The organism is Cohnella thailandensis (assembly GCF_014212135.1).
Lineage (GTDB): Bacteria > Bacillota > Bacilli > Paenibacillales > Paenibacillaceae > Cohnella > Cohnella thailandensis.
In genome coordinates this window covers 266885-290327 of record NZ_JACJVQ010000006.1, presented here as the reverse complement: position 1 = coordinate 290327, position 23443 = coordinate 266885, and the positions used below count along the sequence as shown (strand labels likewise).

The 23443-nt window shown below is 59.8% G+C and carries 15 protein-coding genes; 4 read left to right on the top strand and 11 right to left on the bottom strand.

What is annotated here, in order from left to right; all coding sequences use genetic code 11:
* The first annotated feature begins 177 nt into the window (after nt 1–177).
* The gene (gene bglX / locus H7B67_RS09255) at nt 178–2310 is read left to right on the top strand and encodes a beta-glucosidase BglX (protein ID WP_245363240.1); all 2133 of its coding nucleotides are present in this window, start codon (nt 178–180) and stop codon (nt 2308–2310) included.
* 634 nt (nt 2311–2944) lie between these two features.
* Here the strand turns inward: bglX and H7B67_RS09250 are convergent.
* Complete coding sequence (locus tag H7B67_RS09250; RefSeq protein WP_185119519.1) at nt 2945–3817, bottom strand: carbohydrate ABC transporter permease; 873 nt, start codon at nt 3815–3817, stop codon at nt 2945–2947.
* 15 nt (nt 3818–3832) lie between these two features.
* Nucleotides 3833–4777 (bottom strand): ABC transporter permease, encoded by a 945-nt coding sequence (locus H7B67_RS09245; RefSeq protein WP_185119518.1) that lies wholly within the window; start codon nt 4775–4777, stop codon nt 3833–3835.
* A gap of 149 nt (nt 4778–4926) precedes the next feature.
* On the opposite strand from H7B67_RS09245, the gene H7B67_RS09240 reads away from it, so the two are divergent.
* A complete protein-coding gene (locus tag H7B67_RS09240; protein ID WP_185119517.1) occupies nt 4927–5268 on the top strand; it encodes a hypothetical protein in 342 nt (113 codons plus the stop codon).
* A gap of 82 nt (nt 5269–5350) precedes the next feature.
* Here H7B67_RS09240 and H7B67_RS31080 read toward each other — a convergent pair whose 3' ends face one another.
* Entirely contained in the window at nt 5351–5482 is a 132-nt protein-coding gene (locus H7B67_RS31080) for a hypothetical protein (RefSeq protein WP_281067793.1), read from the bottom strand.
* Between the two features lie 128 nt (nt 5483–5610).
* On the opposite strand from H7B67_RS31080, the gene H7B67_RS09235 reads away from it, so the two are divergent.
* Entirely contained in the window at nt 5611–6045 is a 435-nt protein-coding gene (locus tag H7B67_RS09235) for a hypothetical protein (RefSeq protein WP_185119516.1), read from the top strand.
* A 364-nt stretch (nt 6046–6409) separates the two neighbouring features.
* On the opposite strand, the gene H7B67_RS09230 is transcribed toward H7B67_RS09235, so the two are convergent.
* The 8 genes from H7B67_RS09230 to H7B67_RS09195 all read right to left on the bottom strand — a co-directional run bounded on the left by H7B67_RS09230 (nt 6410) and on the right by H7B67_RS09195 (nt 20671).
* On the bottom strand, nt 6410–7711 hold the full coding sequence (locus tag H7B67_RS09230; RefSeq protein WP_185119515.1) for a hypothetical protein: 1302 nt from the start codon (nt 7709–7711) through the stop codon (nt 6410–6412).
* The gene (locus H7B67_RS09225; protein WP_185119514.1) at nt 7708–8802 is read right to left on the bottom strand and encodes a DUF58 domain-containing protein; all 1095 of its coding nucleotides are present in this window, start codon (nt 8800–8802) and stop codon (nt 7708–7710) included. The genes H7B67_RS09230 and H7B67_RS09225 overlap by 4 nt, the downstream gene beginning before the upstream one ends.
* Before the next feature lie 6 nt (nt 8803–8808).
* A complete protein-coding gene (locus H7B67_RS09220; protein ID WP_245363173.1) occupies nt 8809–9774 on the bottom strand; it encodes an AAA family ATPase in 966 nt (321 codons plus the stop codon).
* 90 nt (nt 9775–9864) lie between these two features.
* Complete coding sequence (locus tag H7B67_RS09215) at nt 9865–11874, bottom strand: response regulator (protein WP_185119512.1); 2010 nt, start codon at nt 11872–11874, stop codon at nt 9865–9867.
* A 36-nt stretch (nt 11875–11910) separates the two neighbouring features.
* Nucleotides 11911–12810 carry a CheR family methyltransferase gene (locus tag H7B67_RS09210; RefSeq protein ID WP_185119511.1) on the bottom strand — a complete coding sequence of 300 codons (900 nt, stop codon included), beginning with the start codon at nt 12808–12810 and terminating at the stop codon, nt 11911–11913.
* A complete protein-coding gene (locus tag H7B67_RS09205; protein WP_209649151.1) occupies nt 12795–16442 on the bottom strand; it encodes a response regulator in 3648 nt (1215 codons plus the stop codon). Before H7B67_RS09205 ends, H7B67_RS09210 begins: the two co-directional genes overlap by 16 nt.
* Nucleotides 16443–16688: 246 nt before the next feature.
* Nucleotides 16689–18311, bottom strand: coding sequence for an extracellular solute-binding protein (locus H7B67_RS09200; protein ID WP_185119509.1), 1623 nt, complete (start codon nt 18309–18311; stop codon nt 16689–16691).
* Between the two features lie 62 nt (nt 18312–18373).
* On the bottom strand, nt 18374–20671 hold the full coding sequence (locus tag H7B67_RS09195) for an AraC family transcriptional regulator (protein WP_185119508.1): 2298 nt from the start codon (nt 20669–20671) through the stop codon (nt 18374–18376).
* Between the two features lie 256 nt (nt 20672–20927).
* Here H7B67_RS09195 and H7B67_RS09190 point away from each other — a divergent pair, with 256 nt between their 5' ends.
* Nucleotides 20928–23441 carry an S-layer homology domain-containing protein gene (locus H7B67_RS09190; RefSeq protein ID WP_425353879.1) on the top strand — a complete coding sequence of 838 codons (2514 nt, stop codon included), beginning with the start codon at nt 20928–20930 and terminating at the stop codon, nt 23439–23441.
* Nucleotides 23442–23443: the final 2 nt, after the last annotated feature.

Here is a 23443-nt window from a genome sequence, read left to right as displayed (position 1 = left end):
AATCAACGTTTGACGCATGCCGGGCATGGAATTATAATCGTCGTAGAAACGTTTCGATAAAGCGCATTCACATTCAGATGAAATAGAAAGAGGGTAAACGAATCGATGACCGATCCGAAAACGACTCCCGCCGGGTCCCCGCGCGAGAAGCTTCCGCTGCACCAATACCTTGAACGAATGACGCTGGAGGAGAAGGTCGCGCAGCTCATCCAGCTCGCCGTCCCCTTCTTCGAAGGCGCCTCCGACGCCGGCCTGATCACCGGCCCGATGGCCTCGCTCGGCATTACCGAGCAGACGGTTCATAATGCCGGTTCCGTGCTCGGAATGGCCGGAGCGCAGGAAACGATCAACGTCCAGCGCACGCATCTGGAGAAGAACCGTCTCGGCATTCCGCTGCTCATGATGGCCGATATCGTGCACGGCTTCAAGACGATCTTCCCGGTACCGCTCGCCATCGGCTGCTCCTGGAACCTTGAGCTCGCGGAACGCAGCGCGGAGATCGCCGCGAAGGAAGCATCCGTCTCCGGCGTCCACGTCACTTATGCGCCGATGGTCGACCTCGTGCGCGACCCTCGCTGGGGGCGGGTCATGGAATCGACCGGCGAAGATCCTTACCTGAACTCGGAATACGCGAGAGCGTTCGTTCGCGGCTTCCAAGGGCGCGACCTGACGGGCGACCTCGATCGCGTCGCCGCCTGCGTGAAGCACTTCGCCGCCTACGGCGCGGCGGAAGCCGGACGCGACTACAACACCGTCGACGTCTCGGAGCGCCAGCTACGCGAGTTCTACCTGCCCGCGTATAAGGCGGCGCTGGACGAAGGCTGCGAGATGGTCATGACCTCTTTCAATACGGTGGACGGCATCCCCGCAACCGGCAACTCCAATCTGATGCGGAAGCTTCTGCGGGAAGAATGGGGCTTTAACGGCGTCCTGATCTCCGACTGGGGCGCGGTCAAGGAGCTGATCGCCCACGGCATCGCCGCGGACGAAGAAGAGGCTGCTCTTAAGGCGATGAAGGCAGGCGTCGACATCGAGATGATGACCGCTTGCTACGCGCATCACCTGGCCGAGCTGATCGGCAAGGGCGAGGTGCAAGAAGCGCTCCTCGACGAAGCCGTCATGCGGATTCTGGAGCTGAAGGATAAGCTCGGCCTGTTCGAGAATCCGTACCGCGCCGCCGATCCGGAGCGCGAGAAGGAGGTCGTGTTTAGCGACGAGCATCGCGCGGTCGCCCGGGAGCTGGCGCACAAGTCCAGCGTGCTGCTGAAGAACGACGGCGTTCTGCCGCTGAAGTCCTCGCAGCGCGTCGCGGTCATCGGCCCGTTCGCCAAGAGCGGCGACCTGCTCGGTCCTTGGTCGTGGACCGGCTCCAAGGACGCCGTCGTTCGCCTGGCCGACGCGATTCGCGGCAAGGCGGACGCTCCGGCCAACGTAACCGTCGCCGACGGAAGCGACATCGAGTCGATGACGGAGGAGCAATGGGCGGAAGCCGAGGCGGCGGCGAAGGACGCCGACGTCATCGTCCTCGCGCTCGGCGAGCACTCCGACATGAGCGGCGAAGCCGGCTGCCGCGCGGATATCCGCCTGCCTCTCGCCCAGCTCGAGCTGATCCGCCGAGTCCATGCGCTCGGCAAGCCGATCGTCGCCGTCCTGTTCAACGGACGCCCGCTCGACCTGCACGGCGCGATCGACGAGTCGAACGCCGTGCTCGAGGCTTGGTTCCCGGGCTCCGAAGGCGGCCTCGCGATCGCCGACCTGCTCTTCGGCGACGTCAACCCGTCCGGTCGCCTGACGATGTCGTTCCCATACAGCGTCGGCCAAATACCGGTCTACTACAACGCGTTCAACACGGGTCGCCCTCAAGGCGCGCCGGACGCGCAGGTCCGCTACGTCTCGCAGTACCTCGACATTCCGAACGAGCCGCTGCTGCCCTTCGGCTTCGGACTGAGCTACACGTCCTTCGAGTACGGGGATGCCTCCATCTCTTCGGACACGATGACGCCGGAGCAGCCGCTTACGATCGCCGTTCGCGTGACGAACGCGGGAAGCGTCGCCGGCATCGAGACCGTGCAGCTGTACGTGCGCGACATCTCCGGCGAAGTCGTCCGGCCGGTGAAGGAGCTCAAGGCGTTCCGCCAAGTAACGCTGCAGCCGGGCGAGAGCCAGGTCGTTAGCTTCGAGCTTCGCGAGGAGCAGCTTCGGTACTACCATTCCGACCTGTCGCATTCCAGCGACGCGGGCGCGTTCCACGCCTTCGTCGGCTCCAGCAGCCGCGACAACGCGTGCCTGCCGTTCCGTCTGGCGAAGTAAATAGCAGAAAGCCCTCGGATCGCCGAGGGCTTTCTTATAAATTTTAGCTTTGGACTTTTAGACATTAGTCAGCGATTTGCGTAACGGAACTGACAGCCCTTATTCCGCCCAATAAAGGCAAATTAGAAAGCTAACGGAACTGACGGCCGCTATTTCGAGGTTTTTGCCCGATTCGGCGCCAATTCCCCGAAATAACGGCTCTCAGATCCGTTACGTTAAAAAATCTAGTCTATGAGAACAAATAACGGCTCTGAGTTCCGTTAGAAATCCTACGCGCTCAAGAACCGGGGAACCGGGTACGGTGCAGGGACCCGGAAAAAGGGTTGCTAGTAAGATGAGGTAGTATAGGGCTTTTGTATGGTTCGGTAGTACAGGGTGGTAGTACAGGGTGGTAGTACAGGGTGGTAGTATAGGCTGTTGTATGGTGCGGTAGTACAGGGCGGTAGTACAGGGCGGTAGTACAGGGTGGTAGTACAGGGTGGTAGTATAGGGTGGTAGTATAGGCTGTTGTATGGTGCGGTAGTAAGGTGCGGTACCAAGGTCGGAAGTAAGGAGCGCAATCGTTCCGAAGCGACGAAAAGGACGCCTTGGCCGGTTTTCCGAACCAGAACGTCCTCTTCGCCATTAACTTAACCTATTCCTTCACCGCGCCGATAACGATCCCTTTGACGAAGAATCGCTGCAGGAACGGATACACGATCAGGATCGGCAGCGCCCCGATGAAGATCTGGGAGGCCCGGAGAGTCCGCTGCGACATGTTGGCGATCGCCGCCGCGTCGAACGACGTCATGTCCGACTGAACGATCAGCGTCTGCATAAAGCTGGCGAGCGGAAGCTTGGCCGAGTCCTTCATGTAGATCAACCCGTCGAAGTACGCGTTCCAGTGGCCGACCATCGTGAACAGGCCAACCGTCGCGAGCGAAGGAAGCGAGACCGGCAGATAGATCGAGAAGAAGCTTCGCAGGTGGCCCGCGCCGTCCATGAACGCCGCCTCCTCCAGCTCCTTCGGCACCGTGCGGAAGAAGTTCAGGAGCAGGATCATGTTATAAGCCGCGACCGCGCCCGGCAGAATGAGCGCCATGATGTTGTCGATCAGGTTCAGCTTAAGAATCAGAATGTAGCTGGGAATCAAGCCGCCGGCGAACAGCATCGTGATGACGAAGTACCAGAGGTAGAAGTTTCTCGCACGGAACACGCGAGTATCCTTGGACAGCGCGTACGCCGCGATCGCATTCACGAACATGCCGATCGCCGTTCCGAGAACCGTCCGTTCGATGGCGACCCACAGAGCCGTCAGGAAGTTCTTGTTCTCGAACGTCTTGGCGTAGGCTTCGAAGGTGAAGCCCTTCGGCCAGAACGTGACCAGCCCGCCGTTGGCGGCGGCGCTGGAGCTTAAGGATACCATGAGCAGGTGGAACATCGGCAGCAGGCACAGCACCCCGATGGCCAGAAGGAACACGTTATTGAACGCGCTGAACACGCGGTAAGAAAGCGTTTTGTGATACATGAGGCATCCCCCTTTCTAGAAGATCCGGTAGCCGGCGAACCTGTAGGCGATCCGGTACGAGATGACGATCAGGATCAGGCTGATCACCGACTTGAACAGGCCGACCGCCGTAGCGAAGCTGAATTGCCCGCTTAGCAAGCCCTCGCGGTAGACGAACGTATCGATGATATCGCCTTGCTGGTAGATCATCGGGCTGTACAGGTTGAACACTTGGTCGAAGTTGGCGTTCAGGACGTTGCCCATCGCCAGCGTCGCGACCACGATCAGCATCGGCAGCAGCGAAGGGATCGTGATGCTCATCGTCTGCCTCCAGCGGGAAGCTCCGTCCACCTCCGCCGCCTCGTACAGGGCGGGGCTGATGCCCGACAGCGCCGCTAGGAAAACGATCGTGTTGAAGCCGAATTCCTTCCAGACGTCGCTGAAAACGATCGTGAGCCTAAACCATGTTCCGTCGCCCAGGAAGAAGATCGGCTGAATGCCGAAGACGTTCGTCAGGAACTGGTTAACGATGCCGGTCTGGCCGAGAACGTCGATCAGGATGCCGGACAGCGTGACCCAGGACAGGAAGTGCGGCAGGTATACCAGCGTCTGGATGGAGCGCTTCAGCCCCATGTTGCGGACCTCGTTGAGCAGCAGCGCGAACGCGAACGGGATGATGAGGTTCAGAACGATTTTCGAGCTGGCAAAAATGAGCGTGTTCCCGATAATCTTCACGAAATAATCGTTGGAGAACATGTATTCGAAGTGCTTGAAGCCGACCCATGGGGAATGGATGAAGCCGAGCCGGGCTTTATAATCCTGGAACGCCATCACGATGCCCGCCATCGGGACGTAAGAGAAAATAAACGCGAGCACGACGGCCGGCAGTACCATGAAGTGGAGAATCCATGGCTGCTTGTAGCCGCTTCGGCCGAGCCGGCGCTCCGACTTCAACTTGATATTGGATGTATTTGCTTCCATAGCTCTCTCCTATCTCGATATCGGTAACCGTTATAATGGGAGCAAACCCTTGTTTAGCTATAGTAGCAACCAAGCGTGCCGTCCAACTATAAGACATTGTTAGGATCGATAGGGTTTTGTTAGGGATATCCTCGGGGGGAACGGTTCACATGAAGACGACTAGACAACCTTGGCAGATCAGCCTGTTCGCCAAATACTTGGGGCTCATCGTCCTGCTTTTCATACCGATCGGCCTCTTGTTCGCGTACTCCAACAACGTCGCCACGGACGTCATCGGCAAGGAGATCCGGGCTTCGAACATCAAGCAGCTCTCCTTCTTGTCCAGCCAGATCGAAACGGAACGAGCTGAAGGGGAGCAATCTCGTCGTCGAGGCCAGCTTCGGCCCGTCGAACATCCGGACCGCTTCTACCGCAACGCCCGGACGCTGACTCTTCACGATCCGGTAGATCGCCAGCGGGAAGCGGTCGGCCGAAGCGAATTACAGCGATGAATCGCCAACCGGACGAGATTCCCATAAATAAAGTGAAGGCCATTCTCCCCGGGATGGCCTTTGCTCGTTAATTCGCCTGCCTTCAATTCGTCTCTTCCTTCGGCCAGCCTCCCCTGACGCCAAGCCGGTTGCCGTCGGGATCGTGAAACTTAAAGCCGTGTCCGCCTCCCGGCTTATAAACCGTCTCCTGCATGTCGGCGGCTTTTCCGAACATCCCCACGCGAAGTTCCCGGATACGATCGCCCCCGAAAGAAACGGTATCGCAAGGACGGAACCAATTATTCCATTTAGACGTCCAAATAGTAAAGGATGTCGACCATACGGACGGAGGTGAGGAATACAATGAGCGTTAGGGCTAAAAGATCCATTCTTGCAAACGCAGTGCTTTTAGTTGCCATACTGTTGATCCTTGCCATTTCGTCTTTGTGGAAAAGCGAATTATTTCGGCAGTTTCAAAGCTACACCTTAACCATCGACAATCAGTCCGATTACGACATCGTTTCCGTCGAGACGGGCATCATGACAAGCGATTCATCCGGAAAAACCATGGAAAGCGGCTCTAAACATACTTATTCGAAAGCAATAAAAACCGGCCAGGATCAAACAATCAAGCCAAAGCTCGTCATTGCCGGCGAAGGCGGAATCTATATGAAATTTATAGATTCCCGCGGCGAAAGCAGACAACGAACCATATGTTCCTATACCGAGTACGCTTCGGGTTATTCGACTGTGACAATAAATAATGACGACGTCATAATCGAGGAAAACTGCAGGTAAGGTTCATACGCATGAGGCAAGAAGAGGAAGCACGAAGCCGGAAAAAAGGAATCGCCGCGCCTTCAAACGGGTTAACCGCGATTCTTACGGACATACAGTCCGTTAAAAACATCGAAATGACCTTTTTAAAATGATACGGACATAGAAAACCCTTAGAACGGTAACAACGCCGTTGCAAGGCCATTTCCGTACGCTAATGGACTGTATGTCCGCTATATTTCCAAAGGGCGATAAATCAGCGTTTAAGAGTCGCCAGTGTCCGTTAGCGGTTACCGGGCATAAAAGTCGCCGCATGACTTTCTCAACAGCGAGGAACGCCGATGGACATTCCATCGGCGTTCCCGCGGTCACTTCGCTCTGCAATTTACCAAGGATACTCGGCCGCCAGCCGTTCCAGTTCCGCCGCCGACGCTTCCGCGGAACCGTATCTGGCGCCGCCGTACAGATCGCCGAGCAGCGCTCTCGTCTGCCTCAGCCAGCCAGCGAGGGCGGCATCCCGCTCCTTCGAGCGCGACTCGTACCATCGCTCCACCGAATCCAGCGTCTCGTTCGGCGTAGCCGAAGGCTTCGGCTTATAACCGGCTTCGATCGCTTGAAGCACGGCATCCCGATAAAGGCGCCGCACCTTCTCCGCGGCCCCAAGCCGCTCCCACTCCGCCCGGCGGATCGGCTTGTTCTCGCTTCTGCGCAGCCAGCGCGTCTGCGCCCGACGAATCGTCTTGCCGATGTCCAGCATGCTCTCCTTCTCGTCCACGTAAGCCGGAGACGGCGGAGGGTCGCGACGCCGCAGCAGCCTGGCGAGCAGCCTGCGCGCCTTCGCCGCAAGCTCTTGGAGCCATTCCCGATCCTTGGACAAGCGCCTGACGAGCAGCCAGAGCAAGGCAAGGATCGCGGCGGCGGCCAGAGCGTAGAATGCGTAGTCCAGCCACTTCGCCCATTCGGGGCGAGGGGATGGCTCGCCAAGCATCGGCGGCAGGGCTGGGGCGGGTTCCGGCATGACGCTCGGCTCCGGCGGCGAGGACGATCCCTTCGGCATGAGCTCTCTCACCCATCGCGCGATCGTCCGCCATAGGTGGAAGTCGCTTGTCAGCAGGTAGACGATCAGAACCACACCGACCAGGATCGTCAGATAGCGACGGCTGGACCGCAGGACAAGCCGGGTGACGATGCCGTCGTGCAGGCCGGCGGAATCGAGCAAGCCGGCATGGCCGATGTACGCGGCCAGCACGAACCACGCGGCTCCGGAGACGATGAACAGCGTCCGGTACGGCTCCAGATCGGCATCCCAGATCGCCGCGATCAGGCAAACGCCGTTCGTCGCGATTCCCGTAAAGGGAATCGCGAGCGGAGGGAATCTCCTCCAACCGAACCAGGCGACAGCCCCGCCATATAGTGCGGGCAGCGCTCCGTGAACGCCCAAAGCTCCGATGGCGCCGGCAACGGCGGCTGTCAGCAGCAGCAACAGCAGCAGGTAGAACAGCCACGGCTTAACGGATTTGGCGGCCGACAGTCCCGTCCCGAACAGCGCGGCGACGAGAACGGCGGCCATCCAGGCCCAGGTTCGATCGAATTCCGCATACGACGCGAGGGCCAGCGTCGCGGGAAAGCAAGCCAGCCATTGGCCGATCGCGCGCAGCAGAGCCGAGGATATCGCTTGCCCCTTCATACGACCGCCTCCCGGTACAGAAGGAGCGTCTCGACCCGATTGCCGGCGTGCCGCAGACGATCGACGAGCTGCCGCTGCTTGGGTGTCAGGAACGCCGTCACGAGCAGCAGGTTGGCGTTCCGCAATCCGGAAGCCGCCAGCTCCTCCAGAACGTAGCTCAGCTCGCGGCGTACTTCCGCTTCGAACACGGCCATCAGATGGAGCAGCTTGAACAGATGCTCCCGGCCGGCACGCGGCTCGACCCGAAGCGGCGTCTCCTCGCGGCCGACGACCCTGCCGTTGAAGATCAGGCCGGCCTTGCCGCCGTTATGGATCAGCGAATGCAGAACGGAGGCCGCATAGCTGACGGCTTCCTCGAAGACCTCCGGCATCACCCGCCGGTTCGCGGCCGAGTCCATCAGCTCCGCGTTCAGGACGACGATCAGATCGTTGTCCGTCATGCTCTCCCGCTTGTTCACGAGCATTCGCCCCGCCTTGGCCGTCGCGCTCCAGTTCACTTGCTTGAGCGGGTCGCCGCTGCGATAGTCGCGCACGCCGGCCACGTGCTCGTGATCCTCGCGGAACGCGTCGTGCATGCTCAGCACGCTCTGCATGAACTTGCGGACGGAGACGGGCAGCTGCCCCGCTTCCTTAAGCCTCGGAAGCACGGTCAGCTCGCACTCGGCGGTCATGCCGAACGTCTTCGCGCTGCCCCCCAGCGCGTCGCCGATCGTGCAGGTCAGGCTGGACAGCCGGTAAACTCCTCGGCGGACGCACGTCACCTCATGCTTGCGCAGCACTCTCGTAAAAGGAGACAAGCTGAAAAGGCTGGCGTGATTCTGGAGCAGCGCTCCCGAGCTGACCGCCATCTCCGCGTTCTCGTTATGGAATCGCAGCATGGCGGGCATCACCGTCTCCACTCGAAACCACGGGAGCGGAAGGAGCTTGGCGTTGGCCAGACGCTCGTTCAGCACGACGCGCTGTCCGGCGAACGCGTAAGCCTCGCTGAAGAAACGCTCATAACGGACTCCTTTGGCGCCCCACAGCCGGAACGCCATCCGTTGCAGAAGATAGATTCCCGCGAACACCGTAAGCAGCCATACAACCGCCATTCCGCCTCAGCTCCGTTCCAGCGCCGGCTCGGTCGGAACGGGAACGGCATCGACGATCGTCCCGATGAGGCTCTCCGGACGTCCGCGCTCGTTCATCAGCATGTCCTTCAGCTGGATGCGATGGGCGAATATCGGAACGGCCAACGCCTTGATATCGTCCGGCAGCACGAAGTCCCGCCCCCGCAGCAAGGCGCGGGCTTGCGCGGCCTTCACCAGTTGGAGGCTGCCCCGCGGACTGACACCGCTTCCAATCTCGGAATGCTGCCGGGTCGCGGCGACGATCGCGAGCAGATAACGAAGCAGATCGTCGCTGAACTTTACCTCCGGAACGAGGCTCTTCAGGCGGGCGAGCTGCTCCCGGTCCAGAACCGGCGTCAAGCCGGGAAGCGGATCGCCGGCGGAGAAGCGCCGCAGAATCTCGATCTCTTCTTCCAGCGCCGGATAGCCCATCGACACCTTCATCATGAAGCGGTCCAGCTGCGCCTCCGGCAGCGGGAACGTCCCATGGTTCTCGATCGGGTTCTGAGTGGCGATAACCAGGAAAGGCGAATCCAGCGGATACGTGTCCCCGTCAATCGTGACTTGCCGCTCCTCCATGCACTCCAGCAGGCTGGATTGGGTGCGGGGCGTCGCGCGGTTCAGCTCGTCCGCCAGCAGAATGTTCGTGAACGCGGGACCCTGCCTCAGCTCGAACTTGCCCGCTTGCTGATTGTAGTAATGAATGCCCGTAATGTCGGAAGGCAGCAGGTCGGCGGTGAATTGCACCCGCTTGAACTCGCAGCGGAGAGTCCGCGCCAGCGACTTGGCGAGCAGCGTCTTGCCCGTGCCGGGAACGTCCTCCAGAATGACGTGCCCGTTCGCCAGCAGCGCGATCAGAAGCAGCTCGACGACGTCCGCCTTGCCGACGACCGCCTTCGCGATCTGGCCGGCGACGGCGTTCGCTTGCTCTCGAATATCGAATAACGGATTCAATGGTTCGGCCTCCTGTCCCATGGAGCAAAGAATACCTTCATTTTACAGGCAGGCGGTGGGGCTGACAAACCGGAAGTTCCCCGGCCTCCCCTATCCCGACCGTTTTCCCGCCATCACATGACGAGAGATGACCTGCTTTAAGCTCTCCATCCGGATCGGCTTCCGGAGCAGCTCGCTGAAGCCCGCCTCCAAGCAGACCTGCTCCAGGTCGTCCCTCGGATCGGCGGATACCGCGATCAGCGCGGGTGCTTCCTCGGCCGGAAGGGTTCGCCTCAGCTCTTGCCACCTATGTCCCATCTCCAGCCCGTTCAGCACCGGCATATGGATGTCCGCGAGCACCGCGTCGTACCGATCGCCGGCCTCAAGCGCCCGCAACGCCTCCTCTCCGTTCGCGGCGATCTCGACATCGTGCCCCAGGCGCCTCAGCATGTGCTCCAGAAGCTTCCGGTTCAACCGCTGGTCTTCGACCATCAGGATCCGTTTGCCCTGCTCCGGCTCCGAGGCCGCGGCCTCCGACGATTCCATGGCTTGCTCGATAAGGAGAAGCTCGTCGGCGGGCTCCTCGCAGCGGCGGAAGCGGACGGTGAACACGAAGGTGGCGCCCGGCTCCTGCGAGGGCTCGATCCTTATGGTTCCGCCCATCAGCTCGACCAGCGTTTTGGAGATGGCGAGCCCGAGGCCGGAACCGCCGTACTTCCGGTTGGTCGACGCCTCCGCTTGGGTGAACGGGTGAAAGAGCAGGTCGCCCTTGCCCTCCGGAATGCCGATTCCGGTATCCTTCACCGTGAATTCGGCCGTGATCGAATCTTCGTCGGACGCCGCCAATGCAACGAATATGTAGATGCCGCCTTCGCTCGTGAACTTAACCGAGTTGCCGACCAGGTTCAGAAGAACCTGCTGCAGCCGCGACATGTCGCCCCGGACGATGCCGGGAAGCTCCGGATCCATGACGACGACGTATTCCAGCCGCTTGGCCCGCAGCTGGGCGGCGAAGATGTCCCTAACCTGCTCGAGACAGACCTTCAGCAGGAAAGGCTCGTCTTCCATCTCCATGCGTCCGGATTCCAGCTTGGAATAATCGAGCACGTCGTTCATGATCCGGGCCATGGCATTCCCGCTTTGCAAGACCATCTCGGCCAGCTCGCGCTGTTCCGGCTTCAGTCCGGAATCGAGCAGCAGGTCCAGCATGCCGATCACTCCGTTAAGCGGATTGCGGATCTCATGGCTCATGAAGGAGAGGAATTCCGACTTGGCGGTCGAAGCCCGTTCGGCGATCTCCTTGGCCTCGAGCAGCTTCGCCTCCGCCTGCTTCCGCTCGGTGATGTCCCGGATGGAGCAGGCCAGGAGAGAAGGATCGTTCGGGGAACGACCCACCTGGATTTCGGCCGGGAATCCCGTGCCGTCCCTCCTCTTGGGCTCGACTTCCCGAACCTTGCCTTCCAGGTCCGAGAGACTTCCCCGCGTCAGACCGGGAAGCAGCAGCTCCAGCGGACGACCCGGGAGCTCGCCCGGGGAATAGCCGAACATCTTCTCCGTGGCCGGGTTGGCTCTCAGAATGAGGCCTGCGGAATCGAACACGAGCACGGCATCCAGCGAGGTCTCCATGACCACTCGGGCCTGGGCCTCCGCCTTGGTCAACTCCTGCGTCGCGCGCGTCAGATGACCGTTGATCCTCTCCAGCTGCTCGGTTTGCTGCCGCAGCCTTTTCTGCATATCGTACAAACGAACGAAAGCCCGAATCTTCGACTTCAGAATATGGGGAACGAAAGGCTTGACCATGTAATCGATGGCGCCCGCCGAATAACCCGCCGAGAAATGCTTCGCTTCCTTGCTGGTGGCGGTAATGAAAATAATGGGAATATGCTTCGAACGATCGTAGGCCTGTATGTGGCCGGCGGTCTCGAAGCCGTCCATTCCGGGCATCTGAACGTCCAGAAGAATGACGGCGATCTCCTCGCGGAGCAGGCACTTCAGCGCTTCGGGCCCGGAATGGGCGCGAACGAGCCGGTAGGGCTCTCCCTCCAGAACGGCTTCGATCGCCAATAGGTTCTCGGGGCGGTCGTCCACCGCGAGAATATTAACCGGATAATCGCGTTCCAATGGTCCTCCGTCCTCTTTTCTCTCTGATTTAGGCTCCTATCTCATTCTCCGGTACAGCTTCTCGCCATCGTCTATCGCTTCGTAACATTCCGAATAATCGTTGTGGCGAATCGTCTCCCGGCTGCCCAGGGCCAGCACGCCGAACATGGCCAAGCTCTCGTGGAAAAGCCGACGGGCCCGGTTCTGCAGCTTGCGGTCGAAGTAGATGAGCACGTTCCGGCACAGGATGACGTTGAATTCGTTGAAGGATTGGTCGGTGGCCAGATTATGCCGGGCGTACATGACGTTCCGTTGAAGCGACGAGTGGAACTTCACCGCGTCTCGATCGGCCGTATAGTAGTCCGAGAATTCCCGGGTTCCTCCGGCGCGGATATAATTCTGAGTATAAAGCTTCATGTTCCGCAGGGGGTAGATGCCCGCCCTCGCCTTCTCCAGCGCTCTCTCGTCGATGTCCGTGGCGTAGATGCGGGCCTTGTCGTAAAGTCCCTCTTCCTCCAGCAGAATCGCCATCGACAGCACTTCCTCGCCGGTGGAGCAGCCCGCGTGCCAAATCCGAATATGCGGATACGTATGGAGAAACGGCACCACCTTCTCGCGAAACGCCTTGAACATGGAAGGATCGCGGAACATCTCCGTGACGTTGATGACGAGGGATTGCAGAAGGCGCCGCATCTGCTCCGGCTCGTGCAGGATCCGGGGGATCAGCGCGGACACCGAGCTCTCGCCCAGCGTCTGCATCCCGTGCCGGATTCTTCTTCGGATCGAATCGTAGGCGTAGTTGCGGAAGTCATATCCGTACGCGCGATAAATGGCTTCCAGGAGCAATTCGATTTCAAGCTTCTCGCGGCCCTCCGCGGCCGCCGTTCCCGACGGCTCCGGGTCGCCGTTCCAGTTCGCTGGGATAAGCCCTCCTCCTCCTTCTACGTGTACAGCCATACCTTGAGCAGGGACAGCAGCTTGTCGATATCGATCGGCTTGCTGATGTAATCGGACGCCCCGGCCTCGATGCAGCGCTGGCGGTCTTCCTTCATGGCCTTCGCCGTCAAGGCGATAATCGGGAGCTTGTCGAACTGCGGCATCCGCCTTATCGCCCTCATGGTCTCGTACCCGTCCATCTCCGGCATCATGATGTCCATCAGGATCAAGTCGAAGGCCGGGTCTTTCTCGAGCAGCTCGAGCGCCTCTCTCCCGTTCTCGGCGAACGAGACGTTCAGGTGATGCGACTTCAACACGTTCGTAAGCGCGAAAATATTGCGGATATCGTCTTCCACGAGCAGCAGCCGCTTCCCTTCGAACGCCGTCTCGTTGTTATACAGCTTCTTGAGGATGTTGCGCCGGTCCTCCGGAAGGTTGGCCTCCACCCGGTGCAGGAACAGGGCCGTCTCATCGAACAGGCGCTCCTGCGATTTGACGTTCTTGATGATGATGCTCTCCGCGTATTTCTTAAGCTCGATCTCTTCCCTCATGTCCAGCTCTTTGCCCGTGTAGATGATGATCGGAAGCTGTCTCAGCTGCGCGTTCTTCCTTATGCGGTCGAGCAGCTCGAAGCCGGAGATGTCCGCCAAGCCCAGGTCCATGACCATGCAATCGAACCGCTCCGTCTCCAGCTCCCGGAGCGCTTCTTCTCCGGTGGACACGGCCGTAATGATCACGTCGTCATGCCCGATCAGCTCCACCATGCTGTTCCGGAGGGCGACGTCGTCCTCGACGATGAGCAGCCGCTTCAGGCTGCGGTCCAGGAACGCTTCGATGCGGGACAGGGCGTTCTCCATGCTCTCCTTGTCGGCCGGCTTTCTCAAGTAGGCCATGGCGCCTCTCGTCAGCCCTTGCTGCGGCTCGTCCACGACCGAAATGACGTGCACGGGGATATGGCGCAGTTCCGGGTGCTGCTTCAGGCGCTCTAGGATGGACCAGCCGTCGATGACCGGCAATTGAATGTCGAGAATGATGGCGTCCGGCTTGTAGGCCTTCGCAAGCGCAAGGCCCTTGTCCCCCTGAAGGGCGACCAGTCCTTTGAATTTCCGCGAACGGGCCAGATCCAGCATGATATTCGCGAAGCTCGCGTCGTCCTCGATGATCAGCAGCACTTTATCTCCCGGCTCAAGCGCATGGCGATCGTCCGGCACGTCGGCATCCGCGACCAGCTCCGGACTCGTCCATTCGACGCTCGGAGCCAGAACGTCGGACGCCGCTTGCGGCGCGGAAGCGGCAAGGGGCGATTCCGCCGCGGCAACCTCCCCTTCGGTCGGAGCTTCCGCGTCCGGCCGCGAAGCCGGGAGCAGGAACGTGAAGGTGCTGCCCTCTCCTTCCCGGCTCTCGACTTCGATTCGTCCGCCGAGCAAGCCGGCCAGCTCCCGGCTGATCGTGAGCCCCAGGCCGGTTCCGCCGTACTTGCGGCTCGTCGATCCGTCCGCCTGCTGGAACGCCTCGAAGATAATCGCTTTCTTGTCCTCCGGGATGCCGATTCCGGTGTCCGATACCTCGAAAGCGACGGCGTCGGCGATCTCCCCATGAGCGGTTGGATAGATTCGGAGCTCGACTTTGCCCCGGGCGGTGAACTTGAACGCGTTGGAGAGCAGGTTCTTAAGAACCTGCTGCAGCCGGTGAGTATCCGTCAGGAGCAGCCGATCCGTCAGCGATTCCTCCAGGTTAAGCAGGAATTCGACGTTCTTGCGCTGAGCGAGCGGCTGGAAGCCGCGGCGCAGGCTGTCCAGGATCTCCTCCCAGACGAGCGGCTGCATCTCGATCTTCATCTTGCCGGCCTCCACCTTGGACAGGTCCAGTATCTCGTCGATCAACCGAAGCAGATCGCTGCCGGAGGAATGAATCGTGTGGGCGAACTCGACCTGCTTCGGGAACAGATTGCCTTCCTTGTTCTCCGCGAGCAGCTGCGACAGGATCAACAGGCTGTTCAGCGGCGTCCGCAGCTCGTGGGACATATTGGCAAGAAACTCCGATTTGTACTTGGAAGCGGTCTGGAGGTCGGAAGCCTGCCGTTCGAGCAGACTGTTCTGCTGTTCGATCCGCTCGTTGATCTCTTCCAAGCGGCGCGCATGCTCCACGATCAGCTCGGACCGCTTGGTGAGCTCGAGATTGCTGTCCTCCAGCTCCTCCTGCTGCCGCTTCAAGTCGTCCTCGGACTTCTTGAGCGCGTCGTTGGCCGCTCTCAGCTCGTCCTGCTGGGCGGTCAGCTCTTCGGACTGCGCCTTCAGCTCTTCCGCTTGCTGCTGAAGCTCCTCCGTCTGCGCCTGGAGCTCCTCCGCCATCGTCTGGGATTCCTCCAGCAGCCGCTTTACTTCCATCTGCGCCAGCACGCTGCCGATGGCCATGCCCAGCGTACCGCGGATTTGCTCGGCCAGCTTCAGGTGCAAGGACGTGAAGGCATCCAGGGAAGCCAGCTCGATGACCCCCTCGACCCTGCCTTCGTGATGGACCGGGATGATCAGGATGCTTCGCGGCGGCGACTCTCCCAGCCCGGTCGCGATCTTGACATGACCGCCCGGCACCTCGTCGATCGCATGGATTCTATTCTCGAGGGCGCACTGGCCGACCAACCCTTCTCCCAGGCGGAAGCTCTCGGCTCCCGGGTCGCCTTTGGACGCCGCATAGGAAGCGAGCTTCGTCAGCACGTCCCCGGAGCGGAGATAGAACACCCCGTAAGAGGCCCCCAGCAGCTCGGCCAGCTTGGCGATGAAGGTCCGGGCGACCTGATCGACCTGCGACTGTCCTTGATACGAGACGGCGACTTCGGCAATGCCGCTCTGCAGCCAATTTTCGCCTTCTTGGCTCTCAAGCAGCCGGTTGGTCGCCTCGCCCAGGTCGCTCATCTCGTCCCGGGAATGGACCTCGATCCGCTTGCCCGATTGCACGCCCTCCGACGCGGCGATATCGGAGATGGCGCCGATGACCGCCTGGATCGTCCGCACGATCGAGCCGGATATGGTCGCGGCGGCGGCGACGGATAACGCGACGATCAGCAAGAAGATGATGGACAGGGTAAGCTGGAGGTCCTCGTTCTGTTTATCCAGGCTGTCGACCCGCTGAGCGGTTAGCTCCCTTTCTACGTTCCGGAACTCCTCCAGCTGGCTTCTCAGCCGATCCATGATCTTTTTGCCGGTATCCTCCCGGAAGAATGCGTCTAGGCTCTCCGTCCGACCTTCCCGCTTGTAGGCGATCGCCTGCTCTCCGGCCGTCTCGATCCATTCCTCGATATTCGACCGGATGGTCTCCAACCGCTGAAGTTGGCCCGGATTATCGGCGATAAGCCCGTATAGCTTCTCGTAGTCCGAGGACCAACCCGACTTCGCGTTCGTATAGGGGACCAGGTAACGGTCTTCCCCCGTAATGACGTACCCCCGCATTCCCGTCTCCATATCCAACGCGTGCTTTTCCAATTGACTCGACAGCTCGTGAACCTCGATATCGTGCTCCGTGACGAAATCGATGGCCCGTTCCATCGAAGTGATCCGACTGCTCAGCAGGAACAGCGCCGCCCCCAAGCATAGGAGTACGACTATGTATCCCGTGACGATCTTGGCCCGAATCGTAAACCTTCCCCTGCGAAGCATGCTCACTTTCCTCTCCCATAAGACTCTCGTTATTAAACATTATAATTCTAGTAGATAAGGCCTACAATCCAACCGAAACGATTCCGGCGTCCAAGCAAGCTTCCCGCTTCCGACCGCGCAGACTCCATTCATTACCCCTTACCCGCTTCGGGGGCAGTTGAACCGCCTGAACGGAAAAAAAGAAGGCCTTCCGGGCGAATGCCTTCCTCTAATCGCATTATCGCGCTGGCCGCGCTTGCCCGCCCCTCATTTCGCGGCATGAAGATCATGCCATTCGTTCGCTTCCCCAAGCACTTGGGCTCCTCCGGCCGCCATGAACTCCTTGACGAATTCGTCAAAATACTCCAGAGGCTTGTCGCCGGTTATGATGGACACGTAGGCTTTGTTCTTAAGCTTGATCAACTCGGGACCGTATTTGATCAAGGAAGGGGTCGCGACCTCCAGCGCATTGTAGATGCCGTCCGCGTCCAAGCCCAGGGTGGCCGCCCATTTCTCTCTTCGGTCGGAAGGCATAAGAGGCACGGTCATGCCCAGATTGGCGCCGATCGTATTCTGATAGCTGAAGGCCTTGTCGTACGGAGGGAGCACGATAACGTCCTCCTTGGCGGAGCTTGCCCATTGCCAATGCGTGCCCTCGATCCCGTATTCCATCGAAGCGGATTCATCCGGGTCGGGATTGGCGCTAACGTAGTCGAGAATCCGCAGAATCGTCTCCAGCTTGCCCGGCTCCTTGGCGGCGTCGGCTCCGATCGCCGTGAAGCTCATGAGCATGTCGTAGGCTTTGGAGCCGCGCTTGCCTTCCGGGCCGCTGAAGGGCCGGCCGAACGCGATCCGGGCCTGCGGATGAATCGCGGTCAGTTCCTTTGCGTTGAAGGTCGCTTCCACGGGCGTCTCCTCGCCGTTCGAGCCCCAGGCTTGATAATCGCCGTCCTGAATCCAATGATAATAGTTGCCCATGGAGGTCATGCCGATGGTTCCGTTAATGAAGGAATGGGAGAGATGCTTATAGCCTCCCTTGTTCTCTCCGGTAATGAACTCCGGATCGACGACCCCGTCCCGGTACCACTTCCGAAGATAGCCCAGAGCTTCCATCATCTCCGGCTCCAAGGCGCCGATGACCAGCTTCCCGTCCTTCTCCCCGAAATAAAGCTGGTCGGCGAAGACGATCTGCCCGAAAGCCCCGAAGACGACATTCATCCCTTCGATGGAGAGGCCGTAAGTATCCTTTATGCCGTTGCCGTCCGGATCCTCGTTCGCGAACGCGTACATGACCTTCTCGAACTCGGCCAGCGTCTCGGGAACCCGCAAATGGAGCTTATCCAGCCAATCCTGCCGGTAGACGACGGGGATGCGGTAAATATTCGTGGGATTGATGACCGGGATGCCGTAGTATTTTCCGTCTATCTTGCCATAATCCCGATAGTCCGGGGCATTCTCGCGGATCGCCCTCATGAGGTTCGGAGCGTACTCGTTCAGCATCTCCTCCGGAATCTCGGCCAAGACGCCCTGCTGCCGGTATTTGAGAAGATCCTGCGGCTGCCGGATCCGGAACAGATCGGGGATGGCGCCCTGCGCCAGCTTCAGGTCCAGGAGCGCCTCGTATTGGTTGTTCTCCAGGTTCCAGACGTCGAGATCGACGTTAAAAATCCGTTCCGCGTAACGAATCATCTCCGCATCCTCGGGAACGGGAAGGTTCTGATGCATCGTCCAGGATATGACGTACCTCGGAGCGGACGAAAGGTCTGCGGCCTGCGAGGGCTCCTCGGCGGACGGGGACATCGGCGTCCCCCCGCATCCGGCAACGAATCCTAGCATTAGAGCCGACGCAAGCAACGCAAACGCGCCGCGCCTTGCTTCCTTCTTGGCCATGATTACCCTCCCTTGGTCCCTTGCGTCCAGACGCCGCTTCCGCCGGTTGTTTGTTGATTCGGCTAGACTTGCTTAGCCATCGCGCGCAAGTAATTCCCCGGCGTGCAGCCGTGCATTTCCTTGAATTTCTTAATGAAGTATGCCGCCGTTCCGTACCCGACCGTGCTCGCGATTTGTTCGATCGTCATCTTGTTGGTCTCGATCAGGGCTTTGGCCCTCTCCATGCGTTGGCTCGTGACATAGTCGGTGTAGGTGACGCCTATCTCTTCCTTAAATAGCTTGCTTAGGTATTTGGGGCTTAAATATACCTGGGCGGCCACCGCCTCCAGGGATAGGTCCTCGGACAAATGGTCATGAACGTATCGCTTGACCGATTCCAGGCTGGACACCGCCCTCTCGCTATTCCGCTTCTCCATATGGGAGATAAAGAGAGCTGCCGAAGAAGACAACCATTCTTGAAAAGCCAGAATGTGAGGCAGCTCGCTGTACTGGCCGAAGAGATCCCGATGCTCTTGGTCGGGGTGCTTATAGCGGACGCTCTTCAAATAATCGGAAAAGACGAAGACGGTATTCGCCAGAATAAAGCGGCAATAATCGGCCGAATACCTTCCTTCCCGCATGACCGTCACCAGCTGCTCGACGGCCGCCGCGAGCTCCTCCGATTGCCGGGCATGCAGCTTGTCTTTGATTTTCGTCAGAAGGACCTGCGGAATCTCGTCCGTGCTGTTCTCCCGATCCAGCAGCCCGCGGTCGTTCAGAATGGGCGTCTCCGGCAGCAAATAAGCGTATTTCATCAAGATCCGGGCTTCGTCGTAGCTCTTATGGAGCCCGATCATCTCCTGCACCCAAGACCCCCACGACACTTGGAAGTCGAGCTTAAACCGCTCCCTCCCCTCCGCCACCACGAATTGGGAGACCCTCTGCAGAAGTTCGTCGCTCGCTTGATCGGCGCAAAGGATGACGACAACCTTCTTATCCGGGAGCGCTTCGGCAAGGATGCGGCTGTCCGGCAGCGAAGCCGTCTCCAGACGGCCGATCATCTGGTATACCGCGTATTGCAAGTTCCGGGAGTTCATCCCCGCGAAGGCGCTCCCCGGATCGAGGATCAAGCAGCAATAGCGGCCGTATTCGCGGGATAAGCCAAGGAAAGGGAACTCCTCCGCCAATTCCTCGCGAGCATAGCCATTGCGGATCAGATTAAGGACGACGTTGTGCCGGATCGCCGAGCTGTTGGCCTCCAGCGTCTCCTCCAGGCTGGCAACCTTAGCGTTCAGTTGGGCGAAGGCCGTGTCGATCAGCCGGTATTCGTTGGCGACGTTCTCGGAGGCGGAGCCGAGGAGACCCTTGATCTTGGCCGTCAGGCGCTTGATCGGTCCGTAGTTGGCTCGGGCCAGAATGCCGGACATGATGAGGCCGATCAGGATCGCCAGCAGGCAAATGCCCAGAATCAGCTTCTGGATAAAAATCGACTTCTCGTAAAAGGCGCCGGAAGACACGACGCTGTATAACCTCCATCCGGTAGACGGAATGGTTTGATAGGAGACGACGCGGGAGGCTTGATCGATCGTACCGCTCCCCTTTGCCGCCTGAATTTCTTCGGCGCTGACGTCGCTCGGTCGGCCCAGCTTCTCTTTATCCGCGTCGGACACCGTGTTGCCGAAGCGGTTCAGAATAAACGCGCCTGCATATTGCGATGGCATCATGTTGCGAATAACTCCGCTGACCGCGCTCTCCTTCACGTCGATCGCAACGATGACGTCGCTGTTCTCGCCCGACGACTGGAAGGGGTAGCCGTGAGCGTAAGTGATCAAGGCTTGGCTTCCGCCGCCCTCCGCATTGGAGTAAATGTCCTGCGGAACCATGCGAGCCGGCGTCCAAAGGCTGCTCTCCTTGTTGTTTCGCATCCCCTCGATCCAATCCGCGAGGTAAGATTTGCTTTTCTCCCGGTCGGCGTTGAGTCTCAAGCCGTAGGCAGAGGACAGCAAGACGTTCTGACCGGGGTAGTACAGATGCACGGCCTGCACGATATCCGAGTTGCTGACGACTTCCGATTTAAGCAGCTCTTGCAGGTCGATCGTCTTGCTATGATTGCTCCGATAGGAAGAATCGGCGAATAAGCGTACGTTCACGGTTTTGTTGAGGGCGATATCGAGATAGATCTGCTGGGCTCTCCGAAGCACCGAGGTCTCGATCGTTTGGGCCGCGTTCTCCAGGATCAGCTGGTTTCGGGTGCGCAGCTCTTCCTTGTAATTTCTCGAGAAATACATATAGAAGACGGAGCAAAGCAGGAGCACGAGGACCAGAACTATAGAAATATAGGAAATGGCCAGGTTGGCAAACACGGAGTTCCACTTCTTCATGACGTCTCCTCCTCTCCTTCCGCTGAGAGTATACCTCAGTCCTTTACTCCATAATCCCGCATCTCTATTAAGCCAATGTAAAATAACTCTCTCATTCCTCCCAAAGCGATAGAAAGGGGAAATTGTTATATTGCCGCCCGTCGCGGCCCGGTGCTACATTGAGACCGATTCCGGGGCGCTTCGGCCCGAGAAACCAAGAGATAGGAGTAGACTCGACTTGAAAACGAAATCCAGAAACAAGCTAGCATCGGCTGCGATGGGCGTGCTGCTGCTCTCCAATTCCGTCGGCGGAATTGTCGTCCACGGGGCTCCCGAAGAAGCTTCCTCCCGGCTGCCCGCGGCGCCGGAATGGGGATACTTCGTCGACAACTACAAGAACAACGTCTCCGCGAATATGGCCGTCTATTCCAACCCGGCGATCGGAACGCTGTCCGGCTTCCTGGATCTGTGGACGCCGGGAACTTCCTGGGACAACGGCACGAAGCGGAACGCCGAAGTGCTGAACGCCAACATTCAATACGTGGCCGACCTGGCCAAGACCCGCACGGCGGAAGAGGAAGTCGCGGCTTATTACGACGACCGCCGCAACCAAACCTACGGAGCTATCGACGGCCTCGGCTCGCTGGCGGACGTCTATCGCGAGAAGACGAAGACGTACACGACGATTACGAGCATCCCGGACGACGCAACGACGGTGAAGTACAACGACGGCAACGGAACGAACAAAGGCGGGGACTCCGATTCCGAGCTCGGCAAGATGGTCGACCTGATCGGAATGCTTAGAGGCAACTACGCTTCGACGACTCCGGCCAAAAACTATTACAGCTATATGCGCCCTTATCGTTGGCTGAACGACACTTCCGCCATCGTGCCCGCCCTGGTTCCCGCGATCAGCACCACGCCGGCCACCGACGGCGGCTTCCCCAGCGGCCATACGAACGCTTCGTATCTCGCCGCGCTGTCGCTGGCGTATGCGGTGCCCGAGCGGTTCCAAGAGCTGTTGACCCGCGCCTCCGAGATGGGCAACAACCGCATCGTCGCCGGCATGCACTCCCCGCTCGACGTCATGGGCGGGCGCGTCATGGCCACCGCTCTCGCGGCGGCGACGCTCGCCGATCCGGACAACGCGGAGCTGAAGCAAGCCGCTTACGATCAAGCTCATGACATCCTGCTGAAGCAAACCGGCACGGCGGAAGACCGGTTTAGCGATTACGGGAAGAACAAAGCCCAATTCACCCAGCGCCTGACCTACGGCTTCGCGCCGATCGCCTCCACGACGGAAGCCATGGTCGTTCCGAAGGGCGCCGAAGTGCTGCTGGAGACCCGCTTGCCTTACCTGAGCGGCGAGCAGCGCCGCGAGGTTCTGGGAACGACCGGCCTGTCGTCCGGCTACCCGCTGCTTGACGACCCCGAAGGCTGGGGACGCCTGAACCTGTTCGCCGCGGCGGATGGATACGGCTCCTTCGCAAACGACGTCACGGTCGCGATGGACGCTAGCAAGGGCGGCTTCCACGCTTCCGACAGCTGGAAGAACGACATCTCCGGATCCGGCAAGCTGACGAAGGAAGGCACCGGAACTCTGAAGCTGACCGGCGGCAATTCCTATTCCGGCGGCACCGTTCTGAACGCCGGCACGCTCGAAGGCGATTCGGCGACGGCCTTCGGCACCGGCGACGTCGCGAACAACGGCGGCACGCTCGCGGAGAACGTAATCGGCAAGATTACCGTCGGCGGAGATTATGAACAGTCCGCGGAAGGCACCCTGCAGCTGAACGTGGCGAGCGCGGCCGACGCGCTCGAGGTCAAGGGAGCGGTCGACGCGGGCGGGAAGTTGCGCGTGAACTTCGCGGACGGCTATGTGCCGGGCACGGGAGCCGTCACCCTGATCAGCCACGGAGCTAACCAACGGACCGGGCAGTTCTCCTCCGTCGAGATCAACGGACTTCCGAGCTCGTACAGCGCTCAACTGGTTTACCAATCCGACCGGATCGTACTGAACCTCGCCGCCTCGACGGGTACGGCGACGCCGCCTCCTGCAGCGGGCACGACCGATCCTTCAGGCAATACGGACGGGCAACAAACCGGCGGTGCTTCGAAGCCGGATCCGACCCCGACGCCGACTCGGACGAATCCGTTCCAGTCCAACGCGGTCAGCCGCGAAGCGGTTCTGCGTGCAGCAAGCGACTCCATTGCCGCCACGAAGAACGAGAACAAGACGTTCGGCGATACCCGTAATCATTGGGCCGGCAGCTCCATCGCCAAAGCGATAAAGCTTCGCATCGTCTCCGGCTACGAAGACAATACGTTCCGGCCGAACGCTCCCGTATCGAGGGCGGAGTTCGCAGCCATGATCGTCCGCGCATTCGGGCTGCCGCCAAGCGCATCCTCGGCCCCCTTCACGGATACGGGCTCCAATTGGGCCGCCGGATCCATCGGCGCCCTTGCGGAGAAGGGAATCGTGACCGGTTATGCGAACGGCAGCTTTAAACCGAACGATACGATCTCCCGAGCCGAGATGGTTGCAATCATTGCTCGCATCGTGAATCTAAGCGCGATCTCGACCGGCACGCCGGCCAGCTTCGCCGACTTGAGCGGCAGCTACTGGGCAGCGAATGCGATTAAGCAAGCGGCCGCGGCCCGTCTGGTGCAAGGGATCTCGGACTCCCTGTTCGCTCCCGGCAACAGCGTTACCCGCGCGGAAGCGGTGACGCTTATTATCCGCGCCTTGGAGACCGACAGCGAGATCAAGGAATTAATCGCGGGTCTGTAACG